We start from the raw sequence: 17503 nt of genomic DNA on the forward strand, positions 1-17503 counted from the left end.
GTTATTAAAAATTTTCTATTCAGGGGCAAACTCAAATCTTACGGGGCCATCAGTCATTTTTATAATCTTTGTTTGTCATTTCAACTCACTCACAACAAGATCCCGCCAATTTATGCTAATTTGCCTGCGGTTCCCATTTTGAAAAGACTTGCCTTTGGACAGACGTCATTTTTTAACTTTAAGCAGTGCTGCTGCTTTAGCCACTGTAGCCGGCTGCCAGTTTAGCCCGGCCAACGCTTTGCCTGAAAGCACTGACTGGCAGCAGCTAAAAGCGAACTTTTCCGGCCAGTTATTATTTCCGGCAGATGCCGGTTTTAGTCGTTTTTATAAAGCCGCCAATTCCCGCTTTGATACCATTATTCCTGCAGTGATAGCCCGTTGTGCCAATACAGCTGATGTGCAGCAGATTTTAGCTTTTGCCCGTTGGTTTCAGTTGCCAATCACAGGCCGTAGTGGTGGCCATAACTATGCTGGTTATTCCAGCACCAAAGGTATTTTGCTGGATTTAGCATTAATGGCTGATATTCAGCTGGAGCCTGAAGAGGATACGACCTGGATAGGGGCTGGGGCTAAGCTGGGTGATATCTATGATCAGTTGAGTAAAAAAGGCCGCTCTATCCCGGGTGGTAGCTGTGTTGGAGTAGGTATTGCCGGTTTAACTCAGGGCGGAGGTTTTGGTATTGCCGACCGATTGTATGGCTTAACTTGTGACGCCTTGCTGGAAGCAGAACTGGTCACTGTGGATGGTGATGTACTGCGTTGTAACGAGCAGCAAAACGTTGATTTATTCTGGGGTTTGAGAGGAGGAGGTGGCGGCCAGTTTGGTATAGTCACCCGCCTGAAGTTTCAGACTTTTGCCACTACAGATATCTTAAGTTGCCATGCTTATTTTGCGTTAAAAGACGCTTTGCCTGTGCTGAATTTATGGCAACACTGGAGCCGTCAATTGCCCGAAGCTTTGTGGTCTCAGGCTGCCTTATGGTGGAGCGGCGAACAGGGTCATGAACCTCAGTTGCAAATACGGGTGATCAGTTTAGGTCAGATTAAATTGTTGCAGCAGCAATGGGTAAATTGGTTAAGACGCTTGCCGGTGCAACCTGTAGAGCAGGACGTGGTGCTGCATAATTACCGCGAATATATGCTGACGGATTGTGCTGGTTTGGAGATGCCAGAGTGCAAATTGCCGCATCAATCAGAGCATGCCAAACTGAAACGTGTGGCTATGGCGGGCAGTTCCGACTTTTTTAATAAAGCGATCAGCAGAGCCGGATTAGAAGCTTTATTGGGGCAGGTGCAGCAGCGTCAGCAACAAGGATTATCCGGCGGTATTTTATTGACGCTGATGGGTGGGGCTATCAGTTCTGTGCCTGCAGATCACACAGCTTTTGCTCACAGAGATGCACTCTTTAGTGCTCAGTATTTGGTGAGCCGCCCTGTCGGGGCTAATGAAAAGTTAATGCGGGGCGCTGCGCTTTGGGTCAATCATATGCGTACTGTGATGCAACCTTATAGTACCGGTGGTGCCTACTTAAACTACACCGACGCTTTGATTAAAAACTGGTCTGAAGCTTATTATGGTCGTCATTATGAAACACTACAGCAGCTCAAAGGCCGTTACGACCCGGAGCAGCTATTGCGGTTTGCCCAAGGCATAAAGCCAGCTTAAGATACAAAGGATAAAACTGATGAAGTATAAGTTACTGATTTTATTAGTATCCATGTCGGGTTTGGTCGCGCACGCCAGCACACAACCCGACAGCAGCGATTTTGTATCTGACGGCGTTTTTCATGCAAGCATCGAAGGCCCTGCTACAGATAAAAACGGCTATTTGTATGCGGTAAATTATGGTGTCGAAGGAACTATTGGCAAAGTGAGCCCCCAAGGTGAGGTGAGCTTAGCCCTGACTTTGCCCAAAGGCAGTATTGGCAACGGTATTCGTTTTGACCAGAAAGGCCTGATGTATATAGCGGATTATACTGGCCATAATATCTGGCGTTACGACGGTAAACAGCTGCAACTGCATGCCCATCAGCCTTTAATGTTTCAGCCCAACGATTTAACCATAGCGGCCAATGGCGTTATTTTTGCCAGCGATCCGGATTGGAAAAACCGTAAAGGTCAGTTGTGGCGCATTGATACAGACGGTAGCTCCAGTCTGGTTGAAAAAGATATGGGAACGACCAATGGTGTGGAAATCAGCCCGGATCAGACCAGGTTATATGTCAATGAAAGCGCGCAGCGCAGAGTCTGGGTGTACGACCTGGATAAAAAGCTTCAGGCCAGCAATAAAAGATTGCTGATCCAGTTCCCGGATTTTGGTTTAGATGGCATGCGTACCGATGCCAAAGGTAATTTATATATAGCCCGTTATGGCAAAGGTGTGGTTGCCAAAGTCAGTCCGGATGGTAAGTTGCTGAAGGAATACCAGCTAAAAGGCGAGTTTCCAACCAACGTCACCTTTTCACAAAAAGACCCGACTTTGCTTTATGTCACTATGCAAAAACGTGGTGCTGTCGAGCTGATTAAGCTTTAGCTGAACCTCTGTACTGCTGTCCTCTGAACTGTTGTGGGCTTTGCCCAAAAAGCTGTGAAAAACGCGCGCTAAAGGCAGAAGCCGATTGATAGCCACATTCCAGCGCTATTTGTTGCACTGTTAAGTTGGAAAACAGCAATAAAGTACGGCTGTGCTGCATTCGTAAAGTTGTTAAATACTGACCTGGGCTGCGGCCTAACTGCTGGCGAAACAACTGTTTAAACTGACTCAGACTCAAACTTGCTTTGCTGGCCAACTTCACTAAATCTAACTCTTCTGCCAGATGGTCCTGCATGTAAAGCAGAGCCTGACGTACTCTTTTGTCCACTGCTGGTGCTGGTTGTTCTGCTTCCAGTAATTGTAGAAAAAACTGCTGTGCTGTTGGCAATAGTTGCTGATTTTGTTGCAGTAACAGCTGCTCCAAAACTAATAAATAGGGTTGCATCCGAGCAGACAACTGAAACACCGGTTGAGTTAAATGCAGCAAATGTGCAGGTAAATGCGTTAAATCTACAACTAAAAACCGGCATTGTTCAGCGGCGGAAAAGCCATGTTCTGTGCCAGCAAGTATCACCAGACATTCTGCGGTACCCACCTGAAATTGCTGCTGATTGATCAGCAAATTTAACCGGCCAGCCAAAGGCAACACCAACTGATGATGCTCATGGCTGTGACTAAGTTGAATGGGGCTATAAGCGCGAATCGATAGGCTGAGCATGAGGTACCGGAAATAAGCGATCGTAGCCATAGTTATACAGGTAGGTGTACATCAAAAACACGATAAACATCAAGGCTTCCCGCCATAAAGCCTGAGTCAGATTAAAATCCAGCAGCCATAAGGTTAAAGGAATGCTGATCGCTGCGCCGGCTAGTTCATAACTGACGCAATGCAAAAGCCGCACTTTGCCTGTTTTGGCTAAAGAGCCAGTGGCGCGCCACAGGAAGTAATCAAAAACTTTAGTGTGAGTTAAGGTTAGAAAAAATACAGTAAATGAGCTGAATAACGAAAAAGCAGAAGCGCTGCCAAGAGCTGTATCCGCCACAGCCAGAGTGCATAAAGTTCTCAGAACTATAGCGCCACATTCATAAGCAAAAGCATGACGAAACCAATCCAGGTTGCTTCGCATCAGAATGACTCAGTTAATAAAATATAAGCAGCAGTGTAGAGGATAAAGCTAAAGCAGATAGTGGCCAAAAGCCGCAAATATAACGCAAAAAGCTGCTTTTCAGCAGCTTTAGTCGGAACGCATTGTGGTTAATGCACCTGATAATGACGACAGAAAAAGTCGATCACTTTGTCCGGGTCCGGCCGGGTTTGCATATTGTGTCTTAATGCCAGACCTGTAGCTAAAGCACGTAAGGTCACATCCAAAGGAGCGCCTGCTGGTTTTTCAATTTGATAGTTCTGGAACAAAAAGTTAATAGCTGCTCCGGCATAAGAGTTTACAGAATGCGAAGGCAGCAAACGCAGCTCCTGGAGACGTACTCCAAGTTCACGCATTCTTTGTAAGCGGCTGGCTTCGTTCATTTGTATCTCCTTATCAAAAGCAGTTAAACCTGATGCTTATGTATCTGCTGTGATCGGGAAAGCTTTAGTAAATTCGGTCTTGTGGGTTTTATTTTACTGTGATTTTTTGTTAACCAATTGATTGTAAATGTGTTTGTCCAGATGTTATTCGGCTGGATAACAGCAGCTAAACACTATTAGTGCCAGACTCGTTTAATCTGTGCGGTGGAAGGCTTATAGTGCAGCTCTGAGTTACAAAAATTTCTCACTACTCGTTTAGACAGCAAATTTGGACAGCAGATGCGGCAAGTGGAATTACTGGATTTAGTTGTAGAACCTGACTCATACAAAGTGTACCGCGTGCTGGGATCAGATAGGCAAGAGATTGACCTGCCCAAGCTCTCCTTTGAACTCCTGATGTATTTGATTGAGCATGCCGGAAAAGTCTGCACTGTCGAGCAAATAACAGCGGCTGTCTGGAAAAATACTATTGTAAGCAGCGAGACCATTACTCAACGTATTACCTTATTGAGAAAGGCGCTGGATGATGACCCGAAACAGCCTACCTACATTGAGTCGGTGCGTGGCCGGGGCTATCGTTTATTGGTAAAACCCATAGAGCTGTCAGCCGTGACGCAAAAAAGGTTTTCGTTCAGAGTGCCAGTTGTAGTAGTTGCGCTATTGAGCATTGCTGTAGGGCTTTATTGGATGCTGAATCAAGAAACACAAGTTTCAGATACAGCCGCTATCAATACTGAAGTTCAGGCCAGCAATCCGGTTGAGTTACTGATCGAGCGTGGAAATTATTACTTCAGCACAGGGCAGGGCGACAATACCAACAGATCTATAGAGTTATTCAGCGAAGCACTCAAACTTGAGCCAAACAATCAGGCTGCGCTTATTGGCTTAAGTTTAGCGCTGAGTAAATCGGTTTGCAGATACAGTCAGCCTGCTGAGCTGGCTATGGAAGCCAAACAATATGCTCTGCAAGCGCTCGCACTCAATGGCAGTGACAGTGATAAAAGTAAAGCTCAGGCTGCAGTTGCCTATGCCTGGGATTGTCTTGGCAGTCTCGATCAGGCTTTAGCAGCCTATATGTTATCAACTCAGCTTGATGCGAAAAACTATGCCAGCATGGGTTCGGCAGCGCATTTATTAGAAACCAAAGGCGAGCTTATTCAAGCCTATGATTTAACGGTAAAAGCTAAACAGCTGCAGCCGAATAATCACATGGCCGATTTGCAAATCAGCCGAATTTTTGAACTGCTGAATTTCAGCTCCAAAGCACAACTTAACTATCAGGAGTTGTTTGTGCTTTATCCGGACAACGTCTTTATCAACGAAGCTTATCCACGCTTTTTATATTTTCAGGGCCGTTTTACTGAAGCGAAAAGCGAGATTGAAAAAGTACTGAAACGGGACATTAAGCGCCATGAAGTGTTCGCTTATTATGCTGAGTTGGTCTGGCTGTTAGAGGGAAAAGAAAAGGCTTTGCCTTGGTTTAAAGCCGCAGCAGAAGTGAGCACTGGTACCTCTTATCCAAATAGCCTGGTGCAGATTTTAAATAACCAACTGACAGCGCAAGAGGCTATCGAAAGGTTAAGCAGCATTGAAGAGACAGTAGAGCGTGGTGACAGTTGGCCTATTAACTATATTGAGGCGTCTTTGATTGCTTTATGGGCAGTCAAAGACCAGAACGCTGCGCTGGGTTATCTGCAAAAAGCTATCCAGTTGGGTTACCTGAATAGTGAGTATTTAGCTCTGTCGCCCTTGTTTGCTGCACTGAAAGAGCGGCCAGAGTTTTATCAACTGATTGACGATATAAATCAACGCAGAGAAAAGATGCATCAAGAGTTTCTGGAGGCTTATCCGCCGCCAGAAGCCTGATCCAACGGCGGATAAAAGGACTGACGTGGCTAACTAGTGCAGAATAGCCGGCAAAAGATATTCGCTTATCATCTGCGCTACCTGGGGGTGGCCATAAGCTTTGTTATAGGCTTTGGCAGTAATCACTATAACCAGCGGAATGTCTTTGAAAATAAAGATCTTATTGCCGCCATTGCCGCTGGCATAAGCCACTTCATACGACTGCTGGCCCGACGGAATGGTATCGTTCCAGAATAAATAGCCATAATGACCACCATCCTTTTGCTCTGTCCGTGCCACCTGCTTAGCTAAACTCGCTTTTACCCAGTCTGCAGGAATAATTTGTTGCTTGCCCCAGCTGCCGCCATTTTTATACAGTTGGCCATATTTGGCAAAATCCAAGGCCCTTAAACGTATGCCTCCGGCTGTATTGGCCACTTTTTGTGGGGTGTATTGCCACTCGTATTTGCTAATACCTAAGGGTGCAAACAGCTTTTTATCGGCATAAGCTTCAAGGCCTTGTGGCACAGTTTTTTGTAGTATGTCGCCTAATACCACGACACCAGCAGTAAAGTAGCTCCATTCTTTCACCGGGGATGTTGGATTTTGCATAGGTAAATCCAGTGTGAATTTAACCCAGTCTGGTGTTGGATACATGTTTTCTTCATTGCCTTGGGAGGCTGAGTCTGAATCATCTCCGGCAAAACCCGAAGTCATTGTCATCAGGTCTTTCAGGCTGATATTGGCTTTCTTTTCTGAGTAGTTTTGGTAGTTCTTTAGCGGGTAAAACTCACTCAGACTTTGCTTTTCGCTTTGAATAAAGCCTTCATGGATAGCTATGCCCAGCATAGTGGAAGCAAAGCTTTTACCCACAGAGCGCGGGTCATGCAAGGATGCACGTTCACTGCCATTAAAGTATTCTTCCAGTAACAAAGCACCATCTTTAATCACAACCACACTGCTAATGTCTTTGAACTCTTTTTCGGCAATTTTTTTGTTCATCGCTCTGATCAAATCTTTGTTGTAGCTGTCTTTAGATATAACCCAGTCATGGGTGGCCTTAATGGGTTGAATAGCTATTTGCTGCTCCGAAGCTTTGGGTTTTACCACCTGCACTGAAATTTCACCTGCAGCAATCAAGTTACCAATTTTTATATCAGCTGTTTTGATGTAGGGTCTGATTTCTATTTTCAGTGTATGAACGCCTTCGGTCAGGGCTTGTTCTCCACCGAAATGCATAAAGCGCATCCATAAAAAACGCCCCCAGGAGTCTTCGTTGGCTTCACTAAAAAACGGCTTCATCAGCACTTTGTGGTTGGACTTTTCAGTGGATAAGCCTGCCGCCAGGTTTAAACTCTCGGTGTAAACCACTGATCCATCAACATAAAAGGTAAATTGATAATTGCCGTTTTTGTTTGCTTCTTCAGCAGATAATTCTGGTGCTAATTGCTGCAAATAGGCAGTAAGGGGCTGGTCTAGTACAGCATTAAAATACAGGCTTTTTGTGCTATTGAGCTCAAATCTCTGGATTAACTCAGTGGCTTGGTATGACTCTATAGCTTTGGCTGTGGTTGAGAAAATGATTTTTCCTGAGAGCTTTTGCTGACTATCAGTGTGAATTGGTTTTGATTCTGCAGCCAATGCCTGTGCTGTCAGATTATGAGTTGCAGCAAAAAGCAGGCCCAAAGAAAGCAGAATTTTTATAGCGACTAACAGTGTTCTCTTCATCTTTTTTACCCATCAAATAACAGTGCCCAGCAACATAACAGGCATTGCTTTATTCACTTCAAAAGAAAGCCTAAAGATTTACTGAAGATTTGGTGAAGGTCTATTTTTGTCTTTATATTCAGTTGTTTATGGATTTTTTTGGGTGGCAGGTCTTGGAGGTGTTTATGCTATTGAAGGAGGAAAACGTCGCCATTAATCGGGATACCCGACGGGAAGGGAAAGTAGGTCTTGGAGGTACTTATATTGCTTATTAAGGAAAACGCCGCCATGAACCAGCATTGCTGACAGGTGGATGAAGGTCTTGGAGGTACTTATATTGCTTATTAAGGAAAACGCCGCCATGAACCAGCATTGCTGACAGGTGGGTGAAGGTCTTGGAGGTACTTATGCTATTGAAGGAGGAAAACGCCGCCATGAACCAGCATTGCTGACAGAGGGGAGGTCTTGGAGGTACCTATACTCTGTGGCGGCTTTCAAAAACCCCGTTCCGCGGGAATGACTACGAAACGGGGAAAACCAGGAGAAAACATGCTTTAGCGGGCCGCGTTAACGACCCGTCAAAGGTCGATCAGGCATACATACGGTCAAAAATATTTAAAAAAGTCGGAGCTTTTTCAATATGAACCGGAATATGCAAACGGCTGGCGATATCGCTTGCGGATATCACACCGCGGATGTGGTGAGATTCGGTATCTATCACTAAACAGTGCTGCTCACCATTGTGCTGCAATGTGTTCAGCACATCACCGATAGTGCAGTGTTTGATTTGCTCATAAGCCAAAGCTTTGATTTCAGCGCGTGGACGCATTAAATCGGCCACTGTTAAGTCAGTGCGATTCACGCCTTTGCCTAAACGTTGCAGTACATTCTGGATAGACAACTGTTCGTAGCTGATTAAACCAATCAATTCCTGATTGGCGTCTATTACCAGTTTTAATTTGGTATGTTCATGATTCATCATATCCTCTGCTTCGACTGCACAGGTATTAGCATCAATCATCATTGGGCTGGTGGTCTTAAAGTCAGACACAAAATCCAGCGCTGCTGAGTTTACATTTGCTTCGGCAAATTCGGCTGGCTGAACTAAATGGTCTATTACATCAACGTTGAATAAATTTAACTTTTTCATAGAAACCTCTCGTCAGTCCGCTCAGAGGCAGCGAAACTGAAATCAATACAATGGATGTCGTCAGATAGTGACTAAAAAGCCGGAAACTCTGACAATTTCAATGATTTAAGAGAGGTGTACTGGTGGTGCGCGTGCTGCATAGCAGCTTTTTTGCACTGTGCTGAATTGGCTTTGTGTTTGCTGATAAGCGCTGCTCTGTGCCAATGGAAATTCAAAACTATTCCAGCAGACTGGGCTTTTCTCATCATCACTTGAAGTTTCTGTCGAATCGACAGTGGAGTGTGTCGTTGAAGCAACCAGAGCAACGCTGAAGTTTTCATTCGCTTGTTGTAAATCTACCCAACTGCTGGATGCAGAGTGGCCTGCCGTAGGAAACAGCAAACTTAGGTAAAACAACACTGCGATAAAACTTAAATACTTCATCTTTCGCACCCGGTAAGGACCAAAACAGCTCGGTCTTGTCCTGACTATAGCAGCAGTGTTTTTTAAAATGCAAATAAAAAAATGAAAAAAATGAAAATAACAGACCCATTGATTGACACTTTATTTGTGTCAGATCAATAAAAGCCTGTTATTTTTTGAGCGAAGATGCTTGATCTTTAAGCGTTTATAAAAACTTCATTCCTTGTTTTAATAGCCATGCAATAAAAGTTAAAGTTAAAAAGCCAGACAGGTATAAAACGACAAACCATTGGGTTTGAGACAATTTTTTCCCGACGAATTTCATCAATAGCCCTCCTGATAATCTTCCACTTTACCGGCGAAAATTTTGTAGCCCCACAACGTATAGGCGCAAATCAGCGGCACAAAAATGAAGATGCCAGGCAACATAAAGATCAAACTGCTATCTGGCGCTGCGGCTTCCATATAGGTCAGTTGGCGTGGTAACAGGTAAGGGAATACGCTGACCAGTAAACCAACAAAGGCCAGCAGGAATAATCCAGACGCCAGCCAGAAAGGCCGTTCTTCATGGCGTTCATGCACAGCAGTTTCCGCTTTATGGCTGCGGTTGACCCGACCTAAGTCGCGGAATAATAAACGGGCGGCAAGCACCGACAACAGAGGCAGTGGGATTAACCATAAAGCATGCCAGCCGCCAAACCAACGAGCACGGATTTCCGGCTCAATCCAGACTGTCCATAAGCTGACCAGCAGCATGGATAACATCACAATCAGTAATAAACGTTGGCCATAACGCGCTGCTTTTTGTTGCAGCTCACCACGGCTTTTCATCACCAGATAACAGCAGGCCAGCAGTGCATAACCGGCCATCACAGCTAAACCACAAAACAAGCTAAAAGGACTCAGCCAGCTCAAACTGGACTGATTAATAAAATCAGCCGGTACACCTTGCACCAGAGTACCCAGCATCAGGCCCTGACAAAAAGCGGCCAGACTGGAGCCAACAGCAAAGGCAGTATTCCAATATCTCTTTGAAGTATCTGATTTAAAACGGTATTCAAAAGCTACACCTCGGAAAATCAAACCTATCAGCATTAGCATAATCGGCAGATAAAAAGTCGAGGCGATAGAGGCATAAGCGGCCGGGAAAGCACCAAATAAAATCACGCCACCAAACACCAGCCAGGTTTCATTGCCATCCCAGACGTGTGCAATGGAGCGCATTAAATGGTCGTGTTCTGCGTCTGTATTAAACCATGGATACAGAATGCCCATACCCAGATCAAAACCATCCAACAGTACATACATCAGAATGGCAAAGCCAAGCAGCAGCAGATAAAACAGGCCTAAACTCAGTTCCAGTTCCATTAGTTGGCTCCTTTTGTTGAAGTTGCATCAGCGTCAGTCGCTAAAGCTTTGGTAAAGGACAAGGCGTAACCTGAAGCTTTGACACCAATACGTTGTTGTTCCAGATGTTCGATAGGGGCCGGACCTTTTTTGATCAGCTTGCGCATAAAGTACAGATAAACACCAAACAGCAGGCTGTAGGTCAAGACAAACAAGGTCAGTGAAAACAGCACGCGTTCAGCAGGTAAGGGGCTGACAATCTCACTGGTACGCACCAGACCATAAATAATCCAGGGCTGACGACCAATTTCCACGACATACCAGCCAGCTAACACAGCAATAACACCTGTTGGAGCCATAAAGCTGACTGGCCAAAGGAACCAGTTGCTTTGATACAAAGTGCCACGCCAGCGCAGATAAGCGCCCAGCACTGCAACACCTATCATCAGCATGCCAAGACCGACCATAATGCGGAAGCTAAAGAACACCATAGGCACATTAGGTCTGTCGGCCGCCGGAACTGATTTTAAACCTTGTAGTTCGCCCTGCCAGTCGTGGGTTAAAATCAGGCTGGCTACACCAGGCACTGCAACTTCGTAATGGTTTTTTTCAGCTTTCATATCGGGTAAAGCAAACAGCAGCAGTGGCACATTAGCTTCTTTTTCTGCCCAGATCCCTTCCATCGCTGCCAGTTTCACCGGTTGATGTTCTTTCACATTTAAACCATGTAAGTCACCTACCCAGGCTTGCAGTGGTGTCAGTACTAAAGCGAACCACAACATCATCGACAAACCTTTGCGGCCAAATTCTTTATGCTGGCCCTTACGTAAATACCAGGCATGAGTAGCCATTACGACAAAAGTGGCAGTGATAAAAGCAGCCAGCAGCATATGCACTAAACGGTAGGGCATAGAGGGATTAAAAATGACTTCAAGCCAGCTGACGACTTCAAATTTACCGTCGACAATCTGATGACCTTGTGGGGTTTGCATCCAGGAGTTGGCAGCGATAATCCAGAAAGCGGAGATCCAGGTACCTATAGCTACTGTGACTGTGGCGAAAAAGTGCATTTTTGCGCTGACGCGTTGCCAGCCAAATAGCATGACACCTAAAAAGCCCGCTTCCAGGAAAAATGCAGTCAGCACTTCGTAAGCCATCAGAGGTCCAAGCACAGCACCTGCGATTTCAGAGAATTTAGAGAAGTTGGTGCCAAATTCGTACGACAGCACTATGCCGGACACCACCCCCATACCAAAGGTAATAGCAAAAGGTTTGATCCAGAACTTGGCCAGTTGCAGGTACTGTGGGTTACCGGTTTTCAGCCATAAGCCTTCCCAAATCGCAATCAGCGTGGCTAAACCTATGGTGATGGACGGAAAAATAATATGGAAGCTTACGGTAAAGGCAAACTGGATACGCGAGAGGATACTGACATCAAGTTCCATACAAACCTCGTTATTTAGGTGCTTTAACTCGGCTTAGCACAGATGGCGCAAGCGCCACAGACAACAACAGCAACATGGTCAGCAGTTCGGCAGCAAGAATAGACAGGTCTGGCATAATGTTCTCTTTGTTGACAAGTTATACAGCAAAAACGCTGCGCATCCCTGTATTGCCAGAATCAGGCCATAATTATATTTATTTGTAACTTTATGATTTTAAATAAATAAAATTATAAATTTGCAGCGGGTGTAAACTTGATTTACGATTTAAAACCAAAGTGATGACAACAAAGTTGACGGTAAGCTGTGGATTTGATTTTAGCTTTTGAGCTGATGATGTTAGTCACCAGCGCTTGCGCTGCGCTGATGTCGGGCTGGCTCTGGTGGCATTCGCGTTATCAGCGCACACTTGCAGGTCTGGCGGGTTTTGGTGCCATGATGGCGCTGTGGTGTCTGGGTCATGTTTTTGTGTTGCATGATCAGATGCAATTAGGCCGCAGCCTGTTATTGGCTAATCCTTTGATGCCTACTTTTTTCCTGCATTTTGCCTTGAGGTTTGTTGAACAGGATCAGGTGAAAGCTCCCTGGTTAAGCTGGGCGAGACGTCATATTGGCTGGTTGTATTTTCTAACCGCTTTGGTGGTGTTGCTGAGCTGGAGTCTTGATGCTGGTGATGTGCTGCAAAGCTCAGCCTTGGGCCAGGTTTTTGTATTTCACTCCTACGGTTTTTTAAATCTGCTGTATACAGTCGCTCTTGGTATTCTGGCCCACGCCGTGTTGTGGTATGGCTGGCGTTATCATCAGGGTAATAAAAAACGCTCTATTGTCGCGATGTTTTTAGCAGGGGGCTGGGGTTTATTGCTGGCGACCCCTGTGGTTTTTCCTTCGTTTGGTTTGGACTGGTTCCCTTATCCTATGCTGCTGTTGCCAAGCTATCCGGTATTGCTGGTCTATGGCGTGGTGCGTTACCAGATGCTGGCGGTGAATGCGCTGGCGAACAGAGCTTTGCTCTGGCTGGTGATGTCCTTGTTATTGCTGTTACTGATGGCTTTGGTCAGCTCCGTTTTTGGGCAATTAGGTATGAAGGCGCTGGCCAGTGTACCGGGCTGGCAGCTATGGCTTTACTCCAGTCTGGTGTTATTACTTACCGCCGCCTGTTACCGGCCTGTCGCTAAACTGGCCGAACGCTTAATTTACCCTGGTGCCACTTTGGATCAGGCGTTGATCAATACCTGGCGTCAGCAATTGGCACAGTGTCAGAATTGGACAGTGTTAAGTGAAACAGCAGCTGAACTGTTATCTACTGCGCTGAAGCAAAAAGTACAAGTGCAATTGCCTGCAGCAACGGCAGGCCGAGTGACTGATGGGGTTGCAGACGCACGTCAGCTGCATATTCGCTGTTATACCCAACGAGGCCAATGGCAGGTGGAATTACTGGGCTGGGATGATATGACGCCCGGCATTCGTTTAATGGCGCAGGTATTTGGTTCTTTGCTTGGCAGTAGCTGTGAGCTACTGGCGCAGTCACTGCAACTGGCCGAAGCCGAAAAACAACAACTGTCGCAGCAACATCTGGTCGAAATGGGGGCTTTAGCGGCTTCGATGGCGCATGAGTTGCGTAACCCGTTGAATATTATCTCTATGGCATCCGCTGGTGTTGATGCTGAATTGCGGGGCCATATTCAGCAGCAACTGAAAAGAGCCGATCGGCTGATTTCCGATATGCTGGTGTACTCAGGCCGCTTGCAGTTGCAATACAGCCAGATTGAGCTGGAGCCTTTACTGCAAAGCTTGTTGCAGCAGTTTGACTGGCAGCAGGTCAAACTGGAGCTGAAGGTTCCATCTGGTTTGATGCTGAAGGCCGACCAGCACAGAGTGCAGCAAGTGTTCTTAAATCTGTTTGATAATGCCAACGCATTTTTACGTAATCAGGCCGATGCAACCTTGAGCGTCGACGTGACATTAATAGGGGATGTTATCCAGGTACGGGTGCATAACAATGGTCCTGCTTTGGATATCAGCTTAACCACTGAACAACTATTCCGGCCTTTTATCAGCAAACGCAGTGGCGGCAGCGGCTTAGGCTTAGCCATAGTGAAACGTATTATGGATGCCCACCAGGGCCAGATCTGCTTCCGCACTGATCTGGGCTGGCCTGTCAGTTTTGAACTTTTGTTTCCAAAGGATACCCCAGATGTTTAATGCAACAACGCCAAACCCGGCGCGCATTTTAATTGTTGATGATGAACCTGCTTTTCGTTTATTGGCCGAACGTTTTTTACAGCAACAGGGTTATCAGGTAGCCGGAGCCGCAAATCTGGACGAAACCCGCACTAAATTACAGCAATTTGATGCAGATTTAATTTTGCTCGATCTGGCTTTACCGCCAGCCTTTGACCCGGCTCACACCCTAGCTGCGGTGCCTGAGTTTTCCATGCGGCCGGTGATTATTTTAACTGGGCATGCCGAACGCGAGCTGGCGCTGCAGGCCATAGCACAAGGCGCATGGGACTTTATTGCCAAGCCAATAGATCCGGAGTTACTGGCTGTAGTGGTGAAACGCGCTATCACTAAACATCAGCTGGAAAAAGAAGTACGGCAGTTAAAGCAAGGTTTACAGCAACATAGCTTTTTACCGAAATTGGCTGGCCATTCGCGACATATGGAAACAGTTCGCACCTTAGTGCAACGTATAGCTCCGACTGAAGTACGGGTCTTGGTGACAGGGCCATCCGGTACAGGCAAAGAAGTAATTTCACGTGCTTTGCATGAACTAAGCCCTCGCGCAGAAAAAGCTTTTGTTTCAGTGCACTGTGGCGCTATTCCAGCTGATTTATTAGAAAGTGAGCTGTTTGGTTATGTCAAAGGGGCTTTTACCGGCGCAGATAAAGACCGGCAGGGCTTATTAAAACTTGCTGATGGCGGCACCTTGTTCCTCGACGAAATTGGTGAAATGCCGCTAGCGATGCAGGTGAAGTTATTGCGGGTGTTGCAGGAAGGCACCTTTTATCCTGTCGGTGGACGCGAGCAGCAAAAAATTGATATCCGTCTGGTGTCAGCAACCAATGCCAATCTGCCGGATTTAGTCAAACAAGGTAAGTTTCGCGAAGATCTGTATTACCGTATCAAAGGCGTCACTATCGAAACTGTGGCTTTGGATGAGCGGCGCGAAGATATTCCATTACTGATCCAGTTTTTTCTGGAGCAGCTCAGTGCGCAGTATGGTCAGAAACTGCAGTTGGAGTCGGCTGCAATCAGTTGGTTTTTGCAAAAGCACTGGCCTGGCAATGTGCGCGAATTAAAGAATACGCTGGAAAGCGTCGCTGCTATAGCACAGCAAGGTGTGATCCGTGTCGCAGATATTCAGTTGCTACATCTGGAACATCAAAGCATGGATACAGACACTGAATTGGTGCCTGGATCGGACTTAAGTAGTCTGGATGAACAGGTGAAAGCTTTGGAGATCCGTTTAATTCAGCAAGCTATGGCCCAATATAAAGGCAATAAGAGCCAGGCCTCACGTGTTCTGGGCATTTCCCGCCAGGGCTTACTGAAAAAAATTGAGCGTTATGGGCTGACTGATTTGGGAGATGATTAGAGTTGCCTATACTCAACTAGTTAGCCATCAGGAGTACCAGCTATGACAGATTTTATTGCCCATGGTAAGTTCAGCGTCACCCCTCAAGGTGAGGTGTTATTGTGTGAAATTCAGGGCGCCTGGAATAAAGAGGGGTCAGAACAGCTGATTGACGATCTGAAAGCTGTGGTACAAGGCTTTGCCGGTAAAAAATGGGCTCGAGTCATGGATATGCAAGGCTGGGAGCTGGCAACACCTGATGCTATCAGTATGATGACGGACTTTAGTGCCTGGGAAGATCAACACGGCTGTGTATTACGCTGTTTTATTGGCTTGAACCCTATTCAACAACAGTTGCTGGAAATGAAATACCAGCACTCACACAAGCCGCAACATTTTAGCCACACCGACACAGCGCTAAGCTACGCCAAACAATTTTTGCAGCGCCTCTGATCCACCTTTTAGAAAACCAATACAGAGCGAAAGCTTAGCGGTATTTTGTTATTGCTCTGTGCCCAATGCTGCTTTAAAGTCATGTAATGAACAAGTAAATATGACTTTGCCATGGATGAGTTAAAACGGACAACGGACGCTACTGACTTGCCTGCCGAAGTGGCAACCCCCCGTTATGGTCAGCAAATGGACCAACAGTCTGATGCTGAACTAAGAAATTTACGCCGCTTTTTTCTAAAACACCCGAGTTTGATTTTAACCTTTGGTTATTTAACGGCCAGCGTAATGGGGCTGATTTTTACTATTTCTTTGCTAAATAAGTTTCAGTTTAATGCCTTGCTTTATCTGGAATTAAGTGACTTTTTATTGGCGGCTATAGCCAATCCAAGAACTGCACTTTATTTAGTTATAGGTGTTTGTTCTGTGGCATTGTCCCTTTGGTTTGATCGCATGCTCAGAAGAAAGTACCTCAAATACGCCTTATGGGTAGATAAATATTATCGTCCAAACCCGTTGGTGCCGAATTGGGTGTGGGGAGCAATCGCTTTTGCTTTTTATGTGGTGTTTTTCAGTACCTTAGAGACGCCAAAAATAAGCAAGGCAATAAAAACCCACCAAACCGAACAATATCAGCTTAGCCTGATTTATCCGATCCAACCCGGTGGTAAAGAAATCCGGCAATTGAACGAAGTGCAGATTATTACCCGTACCGTCAGCTACTTATGGATTTACCATCAGGATCAGGTCAAATTGATCCCCCACGCGAATGTGGCGGCTTTAATTCCTGTTTTGGATAAAGAGCCGGATAAAGAGTTGAATAAAAAACCTGAAGCTAAAGCAGATAAACCAGCTGTTGCCGGGAAAACAGTGGTCAAAGAACCAGCTGCAGTTCCGGTAAAAAACTAAGGGTTATTCAGCAAAAGAAGCGTAATAAGCTTTGGTCAGTACTTTTTCTAAAGCCGCTTCTGTGGCTTGTTTAATCGGCATATTTTCTTTGCTGAGTTCATAATCCAGCTGAGCTATTTGAGCTTTGTGATTACGCATCATAGGTGGAGTTTCACTGCTCAGACTTTGTTCTGTCGCTATCACTGCTTCAGGTTCATCTGCCCGTATCACTTTGCAAATCGATAGCAAGACTTCGCCTTCGCGGCCACGATAACCCGCAGCACCAAACATACGGCACACTGCCGGGCGATAAGGGTAAACACCACACTGGCCACTTTTACGATCTTCTGAAGAGGCCTGATAAAAAAAGCAGCCATCCTGAGTATGCTGTTGCAAAGCCTCCAATGTGCTTTCTGCAAGGCCAGCATCATACAAATGCAAAGCCAAAGGCAGCATTTCCAGTACCGAAGCTTCAATGCCCGGATGCAGACAACATTCACCACAACCACTGCGGCAAAACAGCTTACGATCGTTTTGATAACGACTATAAGTCTGGGCAATTTCGTCGTTCAGGATCATTAACCGGGAAGCGGTGTCGCGCAGCTGCTGCATAGGTTCTCCGAACAAACAGCA

At 45.9% G+C, this 17503-nt stretch carries 16 protein-coding genes; 7 read left to right on the forward strand and 9 right to left on the reverse strand.

Annotated elements, in window-relative coordinates; translation table 11 throughout:
* Window positions 1–154 precede the first annotated feature (154 nt).
* On the forward strand, window positions 155–1666 hold the full coding sequence (locus OM978_RS01900) for an FAD-dependent oxidoreductase (protein WP_264345086.1): 1512 nt from the start codon (window positions 155–157) through the stop codon (window positions 1664–1666).
* A 19-nt stretch (window positions 1667–1685) separates the two neighbouring features.
* Window positions 1686–2534 (forward strand): SMP-30/gluconolactonase/LRE family protein, encoded by an 849-nt coding sequence (locus tag OM978_RS01905; RefSeq protein WP_264345088.1) that lies wholly within the window; start codon window positions 1686–1688, stop codon window positions 2532–2534.
* Here the strand turns inward: OM978_RS01905 and OM978_RS01910 are convergent.
* The 3 genes from OM978_RS01910 to OM978_RS01920 all read right to left on the reverse strand — a co-directional run bounded on the left by OM978_RS01910 (window position 2524) and on the right by OM978_RS01920 (window position 4062).
* On the reverse strand, window positions 2524–3252 hold the full coding sequence (locus tag OM978_RS01910; RefSeq protein WP_264345090.1) for an AraC family transcriptional regulator: 729 nt from the start codon (window positions 3250–3252) through the stop codon (window positions 2524–2526). The two genes, OM978_RS01905 and OM978_RS01910, sit on opposite strands and share 11 nt — an antisense overlap.
* On the reverse strand, window positions 3224–3661 hold the full coding sequence (locus tag OM978_RS01915; RefSeq protein WP_264345092.1) for a chlorhexidine efflux transporter: 438 nt from the start codon (window positions 3659–3661) through the stop codon (window positions 3224–3226). The genes OM978_RS01910 and OM978_RS01915 overlap by 29 nt, the downstream gene beginning before the upstream one ends.
* 128 nt (window positions 3662–3789) lie before the next feature.
* A complete protein-coding gene (locus tag OM978_RS01920; RefSeq protein ID WP_264345094.1) occupies window positions 3790–4062 on the reverse strand; it encodes a hypothetical protein in 273 nt (90 codons plus the stop codon).
* Window positions 4063–4341: 279 nt separating this feature from the next.
* On the opposite strand from OM978_RS01920, the gene OM978_RS01925 reads away from it, so the two are divergent.
* Window positions 4342–5928 (forward strand): winged helix-turn-helix domain-containing protein, encoded by a 1587-nt coding sequence (locus tag OM978_RS01925; RefSeq protein ID WP_264345096.1) that lies wholly within the window; start codon window positions 4342–4344, stop codon window positions 5926–5928.
* A 33-nt stretch (window positions 5929–5961) separates the two neighbouring features.
* On the opposite strand, the gene OM978_RS01930 is transcribed toward OM978_RS01925, so the two are convergent.
* The 5 genes from OM978_RS01930 to OM978_RS01955 all read right to left on the reverse strand — a co-directional run bounded on the left by OM978_RS01930 (window position 5962) and on the right by OM978_RS01955 (window position 11958).
* Window positions 5962–7635 carry a serine hydrolase domain-containing protein gene (locus OM978_RS01930; RefSeq protein ID WP_264345098.1) on the reverse strand — a complete coding sequence of 558 codons (1674 nt, stop codon included), beginning with the start codon at window positions 7633–7635 and terminating at the stop codon, window positions 5962–5964.
* Window positions 7636–8203: 568 nt separating this feature from the next.
* Entirely contained in the window at window positions 8204–8764 is a 561-nt protein-coding gene (locus tag OM978_RS01935; protein ID WP_264345100.1) for a CBS domain-containing protein, read from the reverse strand.
* Window positions 8765–8869: 105 nt separating this feature from the next.
* Window positions 8870–9187: a hypothetical protein gene (locus OM978_RS01940; RefSeq protein ID WP_264345102.1), complete on the reverse strand. Its 318-nt coding sequence runs from the start codon at window positions 9185–9187 to the stop codon at window positions 8870–8872.
* A gap of 303 nt (window positions 9188–9490) precedes the next feature.
* Window positions 9491–10534 (reverse strand): cytochrome d ubiquinol oxidase subunit II, encoded by a 1044-nt coding sequence (gene cydB, locus OM978_RS01950; protein WP_264345106.1) that lies wholly within the window; start codon window positions 10532–10534, stop codon window positions 9491–9493.
* Window positions 10534–11958 carry a cytochrome ubiquinol oxidase subunit I gene (locus OM978_RS01955; protein ID WP_264345108.1) on the reverse strand — a complete coding sequence of 475 codons (1425 nt, stop codon included), beginning with the start codon at window positions 11956–11958 and terminating at the stop codon, window positions 10534–10536. Before OM978_RS01955 ends, cydB begins: the two co-directional genes overlap by 1 nt.
* Window positions 11959–12261: 303 nt before the next feature.
* Between OM978_RS01955 and OM978_RS01960 the strand changes: the two genes are divergently transcribed.
* From OM978_RS01960 to OM978_RS01975, 4 genes are all read left to right on the forward strand, one after another.
* The gene (locus OM978_RS01960; protein WP_264345110.1) at window positions 12262–14157 is read left to right on the forward strand and encodes a sensor histidine kinase; all 1896 of its coding nucleotides are present in this window, start codon (window positions 12262–12264) and stop codon (window positions 14155–14157) included.
* Window positions 14150–15553, forward strand: coding sequence for a sigma-54-dependent transcriptional regulator (locus OM978_RS01965; protein WP_264345113.1), 1404 nt, complete (start codon window positions 14150–14152; stop codon window positions 15551–15553). The genes OM978_RS01960 and OM978_RS01965 overlap by 8 nt, the downstream gene beginning before the upstream one ends.
* Window positions 15554–15595: 42 nt before the next feature.
* Window positions 15596–15985 (forward strand): hypothetical protein, encoded by a 390-nt coding sequence (locus OM978_RS01970; protein WP_264345115.1) that lies wholly within the window; start codon window positions 15596–15598, stop codon window positions 15983–15985.
* A gap of 111 nt (window positions 15986–16096) precedes the next feature.
* On the forward strand, window positions 16097–16891 hold the full coding sequence (locus tag OM978_RS01975) for a hypothetical protein (protein ID WP_264345117.1): 795 nt from the start codon (window positions 16097–16099) through the stop codon (window positions 16889–16891).
* Window positions 16892–16894: 3 nt separating this feature from the next.
* Here OM978_RS01975 and OM978_RS01980 read toward each other — a convergent pair whose 3' ends face one another.
* On the reverse strand, window positions 16895–17482 hold the full coding sequence (locus OM978_RS01980) for a YkgJ family cysteine cluster protein (protein WP_264345119.1): 588 nt from the start codon (window positions 17480–17482) through the stop codon (window positions 16895–16897).
* Window positions 17483–17503 lie beyond the last annotated feature (21 nt).

Origin of the sequence: Rheinheimera sp. MM224, assembly GCF_947090785.1 — a bacterium.
GTDB lineage: Bacteria > Pseudomonadota > Gammaproteobacteria > Enterobacterales > Alteromonadaceae > Pararheinheimera.

Coding starts and splice junctions, on each gene's coding strand:
- OM978_RS01910 (WP_264345090.1), bottom strand. CDS start 3,252: ATGCTCAGCCTATCGATTCGCGCTTATAGCCCCATTCAACTTAGTCAC.
- OM978_RS01925 (WP_264345096.1), top strand. CDS start 4,342: ATGCGGCAAGTGGAATTACTGGATTTAGTTGTAGAACCTGACTCATAC.
- OM978_RS01980 (WP_264345119.1), bottom strand. CDS start 17,482: ATGCAGCAGCTGCGCGACACCGCTTCCCGGTTAATGATCCTGAACGAC.
- OM978_RS01955 (WP_264345108.1), bottom strand. CDS start 11,958: ATGGAACTTGATGTCAGTATCCTCTCGCGTATCCAGTTTGCCTTTACC.
- OM978_RS01930 (WP_264345098.1), bottom strand. CDS start 7,635: ATGAAGAGAACACTGTTAGTCGCTATAAAAATTCTGCTTTCTTTGGGC.
- OM978_RS01975 (WP_264345117.1), top strand. CDS start 16,097: ATGGATGAGTTAAAACGGACAACGGACGCTACTGACTTGCCTGCCGAA.
- OM978_RS01935 (WP_264345100.1), bottom strand. CDS start 8,764: ATGAAAAAGTTAAATTTATTCAACGTTGATGTAATAGACCATTTAGTT.
- OM978_RS01915 (WP_264345092.1), bottom strand. CDS start 3,661: ATGCGAAGCAACCTGGATTGGTTTCGTCATGCTTTTGCTTATGAATGT.
- OM978_RS01970 (WP_264345115.1), top strand. CDS start 15,596: ATGACAGATTTTATTGCCCATGGTAAGTTCAGCGTCACCCCTCAAGGT.
- OM978_RS01940 (WP_264345102.1), bottom strand. CDS start 9,187: ATGAAGTATTTAAGTTTTATCGCAGTGTTGTTTTACCTAAGTTTGCTG.
- cydB (WP_264345106.1), bottom strand. CDS start 10,534: ATGGAACTGGAACTGAGTTTAGGCCTGTTTTATCTGCTGCTGCTTGGC.
- OM978_RS01920 (WP_264345094.1), bottom strand. CDS start 4,062: ATGAACGAAGCCAGCCGCTTACAAAGAATGCGTGAACTTGGAGTACGT.
- OM978_RS01965 (WP_264345113.1), top strand. CDS start 14,150: ATGTTTAATGCAACAACGCCAAACCCGGCGCGCATTTTAATTGTTGAT.
- OM978_RS01905 (WP_264345088.1), top strand. CDS start 1,686: ATGAAGTATAAGTTACTGATTTTATTAGTATCCATGTCGGGTTTGGTC.